Origin of the sequence: Pseudomonas sp. FP1740 (assembly GCF_030687165.1) — a bacterium.
Classification (GTDB): domain Bacteria; phylum Pseudomonadota; class Gammaproteobacteria; order Pseudomonadales; family Pseudomonadaceae; genus Aquipseudomonas.
On the sequence record NZ_CP117461.1, the window covers coordinates 3,493,797 to 3,506,439 of the forward strand.

Genomic DNA, 12,643 nt, shown 5'->3' on the forward strand with positions numbered 1-12,643 from the left:
GTGTGGGGGTGACCATCTCATTAATGCCCCGGCAGTGCCGGAGCATTTTTATAAGGTCATTTCATTGAAACAACGCTCATCAGAAGAAATAGCTCACTCTCAAGCTGCCGCTCCATTCCTGACTGACAGTGTTGCCTTTACTGCCACCGACCTGGCCGGAAACCTGCCAGTTGCGTTGAGTCGGCATCCACTTCAAACCCGCTCCGTACTCAATCGATCTACTACCACGGTCATCATCGAAACTGTCGCTGTTGATCTTGACCTCATTGCTCTTCACAAACTCATGATTGAACGCCGTCATCAGGCTGGGCTCGAGCAGGCTGCCGTTATCCAAAGTGATGACGCGTCCGCCGCGGACACCAACCTTGCCTTGCACTGAACGCATGGTGTCGCTTTTAACTTCCAGGCCATTGTCGAGCTGATACTTTTTGCTTTTAGTGGCACCGGTCGATACTTGTACTAGAGGCTCGGCGAAATAGCCGTTCGCCAAGGGAATATGCTTACCGACGGCCACCGAACCGCTGGCGCCCAAGGCCTTGTAATCACCCTTGGCCCGAGTGCCATCACTCATGGTGACGTTGGCCTTGTTATCGAACTGGTTGATCTTGGCCATGACATTGACGAACACACCACTCTCAACATCGAACGTGTTGCCGTAGACGCCGACATTCAAACTGTCGACGGAGGCGCTGGAATCGTACTTGAGATCCATTCGGGTATGGCTCGAGCCGACGAACCCGCCCAGCACCCATGACCGACCCGCCAGTTCGACTGTTGTGTCGGCACCGGCAGTGATACCCGTCTGATTTTGGGTGTACCCGTTGCCATAGGCGTTCTTGACGTTGTATTGATTGCCATACGTGCGCAGCCAGACGCTGTTGCTGAGGTTCTTGACTGAGCCATCATCGGCTGCACGTAACGACCCCATCCGATTGTCGTTCATGCCACGCTCACCCAATTGGTCGCTGAGCAAGGCCGTTTCAGCGTTCATGATACTGCGCGCGCTGCCTGCCAATGCCAATGCCGTATTGGTCGACGTACTGACCGTTTTCTTGTCCGGCCGAAGGTACAAGCCCTCGCCTTCCCTCGCCAGCCGGTAGACAAAGGTGCCGGCGTCCACTGTTTCCCGATTGTTCAAGCTAACGTCAGCATTGCCCGAATTGATATTGCCGATGTGTATGTCCTCGGCAGTCAGTGGCTCGTGGCCGGTAGGGGTGACATCAAATTTAAGTTGACCTTCCGCGCGCCCGGCGTTGAAAAAATCAGAATCGCCGGTTCTCAGGTCTGTCCCCATGAAAACAGTGCCCTTACCGGAAAAATTAGCGACATCCAGTCGAAGGAACTGCTCGTTAGTCCCCATACGCACGATGCCGCCGTTGGACGTCAAGTTCTGTATGGCGCTATTCCCGGTCATCACCCACTGCGCCGCGTTGTTGATGCTCAGATTGCTTGAATTATTGATCTGGCCGGTTAATACCGAACCGTTGTCCAGGAGCACGCTGCCATTGGTGTCAGTAAGCACATCTCCGGTCATGCTGCTGCCATTGTTCAACGACAAGCTGAAGACGTGATTGATGTTGCCGTTGACCACCGATCCATTGTCGAGACTGACCATGGCTCCAGTACCTGCGACCGCTTGCACTTCGCCGTTCAAGGTGCTGCGTGTATCAAGCCTGGTTTGGGTCACGTTCTGTAAATTGCCGTTCAGAATCGAGGCGTTTTGCAATGTGACCTTCGCTGTGCTGCCAGACTCAACGATAATATTGCCCGCCAAGTCGCTCCGATCCACTTTAAGATTGACCGCGGCACCATCGTTGACTTCGAGCATCGTGCCATTGGCCCCGACCAGTCGGGAGCCGTTGAGTACGTCTATGTTTGCCGTGATTCCCGCACGATCCTGAAAACCCACAACGATGGCCGAACCGGATTTTCCTTCGATGGTTGAACTATCCAGCGTCACCGCGGATGTTCTCGCGAGATCAACTATTTCTCGCCCGACTTCCAACCCGTTCAACCCTCCAATAATGGTGCTGCCAGCCGCATTAAGATCGGCGTGACTCAATCGAACACCATAACTGGTTGCATCAGTGGCTTCTATCGATGAATTCAAGACGTTCAATTGACTGAAACCGGTCATAAGAGCGCCACCGTTTAGCGCTGTTACAGAGCTGTTGTTCGTCAACGTGACGGTAGAGCCAATTTGCCCGGCATTATTCCTGATGAGTTGCAGACCGATGTCGTCACTGGTCACCGTACTGTTCGTCAGGTTTGCTGTGCTGTCGCTCAGCCTTATGGCAAAGCCCCCCCCTATACGATCAACTGACGCATTCGTGAGATTGAACGTTGAATTGAGCCTGCCATCCAGGCGTTGTGCGCTTCCACCAACGGCGTTGAACAATGCACTTTCAGCCCCGATGATCAGCGTCTCGGCGCCGTTGGAGATGAGCGTAGAACCCGCGTTCAGCGTCCAATCTTCCGGGGGCAGGGAGTTGTCAATGGTGTGGGTCTGGCCTGCAGGAACGCTACCGCCATGCGCAGGTGCTCCGAGAAACATTAACGATGAGAGCGCCGATAATGCGTAACCTTTGACGTTTTTTTTTGAACACGAAGAAAACCTGGACATATGGGGGCTCTTACATTGAGTTGTCGGCAATATCGGGTGAAGCACGATTTGAGCGCCGGGAGACTACAGACCAACCCCACTCTTATATGTAGGAAAAGTCCCTATCCGAGTCGGATATTCCTTCATGACTCGTAAGAACAACCGCAACCTGACTCACTTAGTCTCCCTGTGAGCCAGGCACGGTCATTTCGTCATGGATTATGCGGTGCCATCGCAGAACAAGCTGCTGGTGTTGCGTACGTTAACCCTGTGCAGTACTTCCGGTGATTTGTAGAGAGTTCCCGCAATCGTAGTTTCATACCATACATACACGTAGTTATAGTCAGGTGTACCAGGTGGCGGTACGATTGGGCCTTGCAGTGTCTTGATATACGTAAAATTCACATCAAAGATGGTTTGCGCCGTGCCACTAACTGTTTTTGTCTCCACGTGCGGAATGCCAATGGGAGTGGTCATCGCAATGTCTTCATAGCCATCAGCATGAATAGTTATTGATTGACCGTCAGGCAAGGAACTTTGTCCTTGCGGTACTGCCACTCGCCATAGACGCTCGTCCCCCACCAGATCAAAGCTTGGGCAACTGACGACGCGATCGGTATTGTAGGTTCTCGCGACATGCTCAAGAAGTTTGACTTCATTTGCTTCAAAGTTAACCCGAGTCGGAATTTTTTGCACAACGGTAGCGTCAACGTCCAGATAGCGGATGTCACAGTAAGCGTCCTTGGTGCCGGTACCATGGGCGGCAACTCTTGCGAAGTCTACCTTGATAGAAGTTTCGGTATCAGTCGGCTCGATTTTTTCATCCCCCATAAACTCTTTGTCGTAATAAAAATTGACTATTGCAGTTCGGGTGAGAGGATCACCAACGTCCATTTCCCATAGTTTGAATGTAAACGTAACTGGTTTGCCGAAATCACCCGGTACAAGATGATTTAGGGTGCCGGTGTCGCCAGTAACCTCGACCGGGGGCAGGTTGTCACTTTCTAGATCCGGCGCCGGCAGCAAACCAATCGGCGGATAATCGGCGTTCATATAGACTATTGTTACTTGGTTCGAGTCCTGGGTTGGCGCCGTTCCATCTTTGTAGGTGTAAGTCAGTTTCCCGGCCAACTCTCCGAGAGTTGTACCGTAAGCGGCTTCATAGGCATCGAATGTCAAATCGAATTCCAGGCCACCCGAAGCAGCCAATGCCTTGCTGCCAACCACTTCATTTTCAAGCTTCACTTCAATCATCGCGCCCACAGCAGCATTGGTTGGCCGCTGCAAGATGATCTTCACATTCCTGGGAACCGGGTTGAAATGCTTAAGAGTCAACGTGGTATTTCCGTCCGTTCCTGTATCAGGAACTGTGAGGGGGAAAAATACCACTGCAGGCGGTTGACGAACCTCAAGATCTCTCCTGGGCGTTGAGTCGATACTTCTAAATCCCGCGACATCAGTAATAGTGTTGAGCTGATAAAGTGTCGTGTTACCCAAGGCGCGTAAAGCGGCGACACTGACAACAAACTCGTCATTCGCATCCAGTTTCCCCTCATAAATCGGGGTTTGGGATGTGGAGGCTAAAGCTCTCGAGCTCAAATAAAAATGATGAGTATCATCGGCATGTCGAAAAGGATAAGTGGTGACCACCTTGCAACGCAGACCGCCCGGGTTCGAGTTGAACCAAGCCCCATCAAGAACCCCAGAGGGCGGCGCATTCACATAGGTAACGGGTGGAACAACCCCTCTACTTGAGGGGGTCTTCGTAGCATAGGGTCCACGATACCTGGCCCGCAAAAGAGTCGGCGCTGTAGAGTGGTCATCGTTGCCATCGCCATCGAAAACCTTGAACTGAACAGAATATTCAGTTGGAGCCTCAGGCGTAGTCAGCTCAGGAATGTCTGCTTTATTCAGGTGATACATTAAAGGTACGTTGACGCCTTCTAGACTTTTTGACTCCAGCGGTTTTGTGGTCCCGTCGGGCGAGAGTAATTCGAGCACTGCACTACCGCCTCCCGCCGCATTGTTCAAACCATCAAGTTCGACTTCAACATACCCCCTGTCATCATCAGATTTTTTAATGCGACCATCCACGGCCAGATTTTTAACCACGGGTGGATCAGAAAGTATTCCGCCATCAATATTTGAACTTCTTGCACCAGCTGGGATTTTCTCTTCAATGGTCATTTCACACGCTCCATGATAAAAACAGACAGACTGCTTTTTACAAACACTTGCAAAAACAACTAAAAACTTTCCAGCCCCTCAACGACCGAATAAACTTCCCGCCCAATTGACAAACCCCGCCAACCAAACTGTATCCAGAAACATTCAAGCATCGTAATAACAGGGCAGCGATTCACCGGAAATAACACGATCAATCTTGATCAGTGCTGGCTCGGACTCTGCGATCAACTTTGCCGCTCGATAGAAGCGGTAAATCACGATTGCCGAGGCATTATTTTCCAATGGTTTTATATGTTTGAAAGGAATCAACATATTGAAGCCTTGCGAGTTATCCTCTGTGCTCAGACTCTTCGAGAAACTACCATATGCTTCTTCAACTTCTCCAACACCATTCAAACTAAGATATCCCCGCCACGTCACTACGCATAAATCGCCTGACCTACCGATCAACTGAGGCAAAATGTGTATCCATCCCCCGCCGCTGAGTGCGGGACGAGTCAAGCAATTCCAATACCCCCAGAGAGTGGCATTGAGAAAATTCGCTTCAGGCAGTTTTTGAACAGGCAACTGCGTATGATCGATGGTCAACTTTCTCGGAGGCGCGATGTCCGGGTTAGAGTCCGCGTCATTCACCAAATAAGAAATCCAGGCGACCCCATCTTTACTCAATAATGCAGCGCTTAGCGGAATTTCGATTTCAAGTAAATTTATCGGATTATATAAATTGTCGTGAATTGTATTTTTAACTCCATCCTGCTCGAAAAACACCTGCAAGCGGTCTGGGTTGTCAGGATCCACTGAGTATTCCGCCCATCTTGGGACTCTGCCAATCGTTCCCTTATGCAGTTGTGGAAGAGGAATATTTCCGTCTACATCAACCGGATCGACGCCATCCACCTTGATGATTTCTGCTAGAACACCATCTCCTATTGACGTGAAGGAGCCAATGGAAGATGTGTTTTCATCCGCGGGCAATGACATTTATTCCTGACCTCGTCATCGTACTTTCGCAAGGGAAATCGATTAACGCAAAAAGCCACTCGTTGGGAGAATTAAACGTTCGATTTCCTAGTCTGCCTACTGTCAAATCTGATAGTTCTGGCGACCACCTGTCGGATACACAGGTTCTTCACTCTCGCTACCGAACGAACCTTCACTTGACGCCAACAAAGAAATTGGTGTCTCCTGAAACCGGTTTCAGACAATAAGAAGACTCAACCGTGAACGACTTCTCCGCCGCCCAACGCAGTCGCGTCACCATGCTCGACGTCGCCGAACAAGCCGGCGTCTCCAAGGCCAGCGTCTCGCGCTTCATCGGCGACGACCGCGCCCTGCTCTCCGATGCCATTGCCTTGCGCATCGAAAAAGCGATTAACGAATTGGGCTACCGCCCGAACCAGATGGCCCGCGGCTTGAAACGTGGGCGCACGCGTCTGATCGGCATGTTGGTGGCCGATATCCGGAACCCTTATTCGATTGCCGTGATGCATGGCGTGGAAACCGCCTGCCGTCGGCACGGCTACAGCCTGGTGGTGTGCAACACCGATCGCGATGACGAACAGGAACGTCAGCACCTGGCGCTGCTGCGCTCGTACAACATTGAAGGCTTGATCGTGAACACCCTCGGCCACCACGTGGATGAGTTGCGCGAATTGCAGCGGGAAATGCCCATGGTGCTGGTGGATCGCAAGGTCGAACAGTTTGATAGCGATCTGGTGGGGCTGGACAATCCTGCCGCCGTTGAAATGGCCCTCGCCCACCTGGAAGAGCGCGGTTATCGCGATGTGCTGATGGTGACGGAGCCATTTGACGGCACCAGTTCACGGATCGAGCGGGTCAGCAGTTTCAAGGCGCAGATTGCGCAACGCCCGGCGCTCTCAGGCACGGTAGTTGAAACCGGCAGCGATCTGACCAGCCGCTTGAAAACCTTCCTGAACACTCCCGGCCCTGGCCCGAAAGCGCTGTTTTGCGCCAACGGCATCGCCGCGCTGGCCGGCACCCATGCGTTGCGTGAATTGCAGTGCAATCTGTTCGAGGATGTCGGGCTGATCGCCCTGGATGATCTGGATTGGTATCCGTTGGTGGGCAGCGGGATTACCGCCCTCGCCCAGCCGACCGAGGACATTGGCGCGAGTGCGTTTGAGTGCTTGCTCAAGCGTTTGCGTGGGGATGACGGGCCGGTGCGGACCCTGGATTTTCCGGCGCGGTTGATCGTGCGTGGGTCGACTCTTGGGCATTTTCGGTGACTGAAAGAACGGCACATCAACCACTGATATTTCTTTGAACATTTTTTTTGAACAGAAATGAAACCGGTTTCAGAGGTGATAACAATGAACAAACCACCCGTTTCCATCAGCCTGTCCAGCTACGGCGCCGAGCTTGTGCGCCAACGTGGCCAAGGCAGTTTTGTCGAGGTGCTGGCCGCTGCCGGTGCCACGCACATTGAATGGCGCGAAGAGCTGCTGACCCTTGAAGACCCCGCGCAATTGGCCGACGCCACGCAATCCCGGGGCCTGGAAAGCGTGTATTCCTCGCCGCTGGAGTTGTGGCTGGCCGGGCAATCGGCACCCAACCCTGAATTGCTCTCGACCCTGCAACGCGCCGAGGCATTCGGCGCCCAATGGCTGAAAGTCTCCTTGGGTTATTTCACCGATAACAATGACCTGCAAACACTGGCGTATGTGTTGCAGCAGAGCCCGGTGCAATTGCTGGTGGAAAACGACCAGACCTTGCACGGCGGCCGCATCGAGCCGTTCCAGCGTTTCTTCGCCGACGTCGAGCAGCATCAGTTGCCAATAAAAATGACCTTCGATATCGGCAACTGGCAATGGCAGGACCAGTCCGCCGCCAGCGCCGCGCGAATGCTCGGTCGACATGTCGGCTACGTGCACTGCAAAGCAGTGGCGCGTCGGGTCGACGGCAAACTGGTGGCGGTACCACCGGCGGCCAGTGACTTGCACCTGTGGCAACAATTGCTGCGGCACATGCCCCAGAACGTGATGCGCGCAGCGGAATATCCGCTGCAAGGCGATGACCTGGTGCAGTTGACCACCGAACACGTCGCTACCCTCGCCCGCCTCGGCCAATCCCGCCTGGAGCCTGCGCATGTCTGAGATCGAGATTCTGTCGTTCGGCGAAACCATGGCGATGTTCGTTGCCGAGCAGAACGGTGAACTGGCCGACGTCGGCCACTTCCACAAGCGCATTGCCGGGGCCGACAGCAACGTCGCCATTGGCCTGTCGCGATTGGGCTTTAACGTCGCCTGGCTGAGCCGGGTGGGCGCCGATTCTCTCGGTCGGTTTGTCATCGATACGCTGAAGAAAGAAGGCCTGAATTGCAGCCACGTCGACATCGACCCGGCGCACCCCACCGGATTTCAGCTCAAATCCCGCGCAGATGACGGCAGCGATCCGGTGGTCGAGTATTTCCGTCGCGGTTCGGCGGCCAGTCACTTGTCGGTGCAGTCGATTTCCCCGTCGCTGCTCAACGCCGGGCACTTGCATGCCACCGGCATTCCTCCGGCGCTATCCGCGTCGGCCCGGGCAATGTCCTTCGAACTGATGACCCGCATGCGCGATACCGGGCGCAGCGTGTCGTTCGACCCCAACCTGCGGCCAAGTCTGTGGGCCAGCGAACAACAGATGATCAGCGAGATCAACCGCCTCGCCGCCCTCGCCCATTGGGTACTTCCGGGTTTGAGCGAAGGACGGTTGCTGACCGGTTTCGAAGACCCCGCCGACATCGCGGCGTTTTACCTCGACCAGGGCGCCGAAGCCGTGGCGATCAAGCTTGGCCCGCACGGTGCGTATTACCGCACGCTTCAGGATGAAGGTTTCGTTGCAGGCGTACCTGTGGCAACCGTGGTCGATACGGTCGGTGCCGGCGACGGGTTCGCCGTTGGCCTGATCAGCGCCCTGCTGGAAAACCACAGCGTTGCCCAAGCCGTACAACGTGCCAACTGGATCGGCAGCCGCGCGGTGCAGAGCCGTGGGGATATGGAGGGGTTGCCCACCCGGGCCGAGATGGAAGCTGAATTTGAGGCCGCTGACACTGATCGTTCCAACGCTCCTGCGTGGGAATGCAGCCCGTGACGCTCCGCGTCACAGGGGACGCTCCGCGTCACAGGGGACGCTCCGCGTCCCTAGAGGTATTCCCACGCAGAGCGTGGGAACGAGATGCCACAGTCACTGAAGATTTAAACCGTTACCTGCTGCGACAAAAACAACAAGCTCAGGAGCATCACTATGAAAACCGCAACACTGGCCACCCGCCGCTGGTGGTACATCATGCCCATCGTATTCATCACCTATAGCCTGGCGTATCTGGACCGCGCCAACTACGGGTTCGCCGCCGCCTCCGGGATGGCCAAGGACCTGATGATCACCCCGGGGTTGTCTTCCCTGCTCGGCGCACTGTTCTTCCTCGGCTATTTCTTCTTCCAGATTCCGGGCGCGATCTACGCCCAGAAGCACAGCGTGAAAAAGCTGATTTTCGTCAGCCTGATTCTCTGGGGTGCCCTGGCGACCTTGACCGGGATCGTCTCCAACGCCTACTGGCTGATCGTCATTCGTTTCATGCTCGGAGTGGTCGAAGCGGCGGTGATGCCGGCGATGCTGGTGTACCTGTGCCACTGGTTCACCCGTGCCGAACGCTCCCGCGCCAACACCTTCCTCATCCTCGGCAACCCGGTGACGATGCTGTGGATGTCGGTGGTCTCGGGCTACCTGATCCAGCATTTCAGCTGGCGCTGGATGTTCATCATCGAAGGCTTGCCGGCAGTGTTGTGGGCGTTTATCTGGTGGCGTCTGGCTGATGACCGTCCGGCCCAGGCCAAGTGGCTGAACGACCAGGAAAAGCAGGACCTGGAAAGTGCCTTGGCCGCCGAACAGGTCGGTATTAAAGCGGTGAAAAACTACGCCGAAGCTTTCCGCTCGCCGAAAGTCATCATCCTCGCCTTGCAGTTCTTCTGCTGGAGCATCGGCGTCTACGGTTTCGTGCTGTGGCTGCCATCGATCCTCAAGGCCGGCGCACAAATGGACATGATCGAAGCCGGCTGGTTGTCGGCGTTACCCTACCTGGCGGCGGTGATCGGCATGCTGTTGGTGTCCTGGGGCTCGGACAAACTGCAAAAGCGCAAACGCTTCGTCTGGCCGCCGCTGCTGATCGCCTCGATTGCGTTCTACGGCTCCTACGCGCTGGGCGCGGAGCATTTCTGGTGGTCCTACACCCTGCTGGTGATTGCCGGTGCCTGCATGTACGCCCCGTACGGGCCGTTCTTCGCCATCGTTCCGGAAATCCTCCCGGCCAACGTGGCCGGTGGTGCCATGGCGTTGATCAACAGCATGGGCGCGCTCGGTTCGTTTGGCGGCTCTTATCTGGTCGGTTACCTGAACAGCTCCACCGGATCGCCCGGTGCGTCTTATCTGCTGATGAGCGGCGCGTTGCTGGTGTCGGTGGTGCTGACGATTTTCCTCAAGCCCGGCGCCAGTGACCGGGTCGTGGCCAAAGCCGCCGCGCCCCGGCCGGTGGCGGCTCATTCCTGAATGGATGTTGATATGAAAAAGCAGGTTGTGCTGTACAAGAAACTCTCGCCGCTGCTGATGGCTCGCTTGCATGAGCAGACCGAGGTGACGCTGATCGACAGCCTCGACGCCGAAGGCCTGGCCAAGCTGCGCCAGGCCCTGCCCCGCGCCCAAGGGTTGCTCGGCGCCAGTCTGAAACTGGACGCCGGGCTGCTGGATCTGGCGCCGAACCTGGAAGCGATTGCCAGCGTGTCCGTGGGCGTCGACAACTACGACATCGACTACCTGACCGAGCGGCGGATCCTGCTCAGCAACACCCCCGACGTGTTGACTGAAACCACCGCCGATACCGGCTTCGCGCTGATCCTGGCCACCGCCCGACGCGTGGTGGAACTGGCGAACATGGTTCGCGCCGGCCAGTGGAACCGCAACATTGGTCCGGCGCATTTCGGCAGCGATGTGCATGGCAAGACGCTGGGCATCATCGGCATGGGGCGGATTGGCGAGGCGTTGGCGCAGCGTGGGCATTTCGGTTTTGGCATGCCGGTTGTGTATCACAGCCATTCGCCGAAACCGGCGGTGGAGCAGCGCTTCAATGCGCAATACCGTAGCCTGACCGAGTTGTTGCAGCAGGCCGACTTCATTTGCCTGACCTTGCCACTGACCGCTGAAACCGAAAAGCTGATCGGCGCCAGGGAGTTCGCCTTGATGCGCCCGCAAAGCATCTTCATCAACATTTCCCGGGGCAAAGTGGTGGATGAAACGGCGTTGATCGAAGCGTTGCAGCAGAACCGGATTCGCGCCGCCGGGCTGGACGTGTTCGAGCGCGAACCGCTGCGCCATGACTCGCCGTTGTTGCAGTTGAACAATGTGGTGGCGACGCCGCATATCGGCTCGGCGACTCATGAGACGCGGGAGGCGATGGCGACTTGCGCGGTCGAAAATTTGTTGGCGGCGTTGGCGGGTCAGCGGCCGGCAAATCTGGTGAATGGGCGAGCGTGGAAAGGATGAGGCATTTGATCGGATGCGCCGAATCCAGGTAGCCAGGTGCCGAAAAGGTAGCTCAGTGATGTGCGACCGCTGAGCAACCCCGCTGACTTCTCTTATCAAAAAGCAGGCAGATCACCGCGCACCAAACGCGCAGTGGTTCGTTCGATGTCGGACAAATGGGCATGCGCAAGGTTTTGCACGGCCTGGCGCATGGCCGCACTCAAAGGCGTGCGGCAGCCCAGTTCGACAGCAACCAGTGCCGGGCAGTCAACCGGCTGGCCGATACGCGACAACAGTTGCACCGTGGCTTCTTCCACGCCCGCGACTTCGGCGACGATGGCGCGTGCCATTTCCCACGCCAGAGCGTTGTACAGCTTGCCGACATGGGAGACCGGGTTTTTCCCCGCCACCGCTTCAAGCGACATGCTGCGGCAAGGTGTGATCAGGCCGTTCATGCGGTTACCGCGCCCGACCTGGCCGTCGTCGCCCTGCTCTGCGCTCAACCCGGTGACGGTCAGGTAAATCCCGTCCACGCCGATCGCGTTCGTATCGTCGAGCGTATTGACGGCTAGATCACAGGGGCTCGCCAGGGTCGCGCGTAAATGCTCCGTGATCGACCGCTTGACCGCGAAATACTCTGCCGCATGGTGAATCTCCCGATCGATGAGCGCCAACGCGACGGTAAATGTCATCCTGTCGCCAACCCGCGCGCCCATGACTTTGTAGTCATCGCCCGCCGCCGGAAAACGCGCTTGAAACTCGGCCGAGTGCAACACCGTCCCTAACTGCAATACCTGTTTTTCGAGGGGCGAGTATGGCGCGAAACCGATGCCGAAGGAGGTGTCGTTGGCCAGGGCGTGAGACATACCGCGCACAAAAGCCTGCTGCAGATTGGGGCTGCCGCTACGTACCGCACATTCGATTGCGAACAACGCCGGATCGCAGCGAAGGTTCTCGGACAGATAGCGACGTGCGGCTACATGCACGCTTTCGGCCAGCCCGGCGTCCGGCAAGGAGCTGGCTCGGCCGCACAGGATCAGGCGCATCGGCGTCAGCACCTGTCCACCACCAAAGTGCGGCTGGCTCTCGCCGCCGATCAACAAGGCCTTGTCGACGTTGTAATGCTGAATGCGCCCATAGGCTTGCAGGTACGCGCGGTTGAGCGCCAGCGACACGGCTTCCGCGACACCATCGCACAGGCTGTCCGGATGGCCGATCCCCTTGTGTTCGCACATCTCGACCTCGCTCATCCGGTGCAAGCGTTCGCAGGCAGTAATGACGAACCGGGTCCTGTCGCTCATGTTCCTCTCCGCGTTATCTTCCGATCGTCGGGTCTACTCA

At 56.3% G+C, this 12,643-nt stretch carries 9 protein-coding genes; 5 read left to right on the top strand and 4 right to left on the bottom strand.

The window, feature by feature from the left end:
• Nucleotides 1–79: 79 nt before the first annotated feature.
• The 3 genes from PSH69_RS15710 to PSH69_RS15720 form a co-directional block, all read right to left on the bottom strand.
• Nucleotides 80–2,623 (bottom strand): autotransporter outer membrane beta-barrel domain-containing protein, encoded by a 2,544-nt coding sequence (locus PSH69_RS15710; protein WP_305408989.1) that lies wholly within the window; start codon nt 2,621–2,623, stop codon nt 80–82.
• A 198-nt stretch (nt 2,624–2,821) separates the two neighbouring features.
• Complete coding sequence (locus PSH69_RS15715) at nt 2,822–4,789, bottom strand: hypothetical protein (RefSeq protein WP_305408990.1); 1,968 nt, start codon at nt 4,787–4,789, stop codon at nt 2,822–2,824.
• Nucleotides 4,790–4,933: 144 nt separating this feature from the next.
• On the bottom strand, nt 4,934–5,770 hold the full coding sequence (locus PSH69_RS15720; RefSeq protein ID WP_305408991.1) for a hypothetical protein: 837 nt from the start codon (nt 5,768–5,770) through the stop codon (nt 4,934–4,936).
• 239 nt (nt 5,771–6,009) lie between these two features.
• On the opposite strand from PSH69_RS15720, the gene PSH69_RS15725 reads away from it, so the two are divergent.
• The 5 genes from PSH69_RS15725 (at nt 6,010) to PSH69_RS15745 (ending at nt 11,323) form a co-directional block, all read left to right on the top strand.
• On the top strand, nt 6,010–7,035 hold the full coding sequence (locus PSH69_RS15725) for a LacI family DNA-binding transcriptional regulator (RefSeq protein WP_305408992.1): 1,026 nt from the start codon (nt 6,010–6,012) through the stop codon (nt 7,033–7,035).
• Between the two features lie 84 nt (nt 7,036–7,119).
• Nucleotides 7,120–7,902 (top strand): sugar phosphate isomerase/epimerase, encoded by a 783-nt coding sequence (locus PSH69_RS15730; protein WP_305408993.1) that lies wholly within the window; start codon nt 7,120–7,122, stop codon nt 7,900–7,902.
• Nucleotides 7,895–8,881: a sugar kinase gene (locus tag PSH69_RS15735; protein ID WP_305408994.1), complete on the top strand. Its 987-nt coding sequence runs from the start codon at nt 7,895–7,897 to the stop codon at nt 8,879–8,881. Before PSH69_RS15730 ends, PSH69_RS15735 begins: the two co-directional genes overlap by 8 nt.
• A gap of 153 nt (nt 8,882–9,034) precedes the next feature.
• A complete protein-coding gene (locus tag PSH69_RS15740) occupies nt 9,035–10,333 on the top strand; it encodes an MFS transporter (RefSeq protein WP_019578820.1) in 1,299 nt (432 codons plus the stop codon).
• A 12-nt stretch (nt 10,334–10,345) separates the two neighbouring features.
• Nucleotides 10,346–11,323, top strand: a complete 978-nt coding sequence (locus PSH69_RS15745; protein WP_305408995.1) for a D-glycerate dehydrogenase — start codon at nt 10,346–10,348, stop codon at nt 11,321–11,323.
• A gap of 95 nt (nt 11,324–11,418) precedes the next feature.
• Here the strand turns inward: PSH69_RS15745 and PSH69_RS15750 are convergent, their stop codons facing one another.
• Nucleotides 11,419–12,603, bottom strand: a complete 1,185-nt coding sequence (locus PSH69_RS15750) for a methionine adenosyltransferase (RefSeq protein WP_305408996.1) — start codon at nt 12,601–12,603, stop codon at nt 11,419–11,421.
• Between the last annotated feature and the right edge of the window lie 40 nt (nt 12,604–12,643).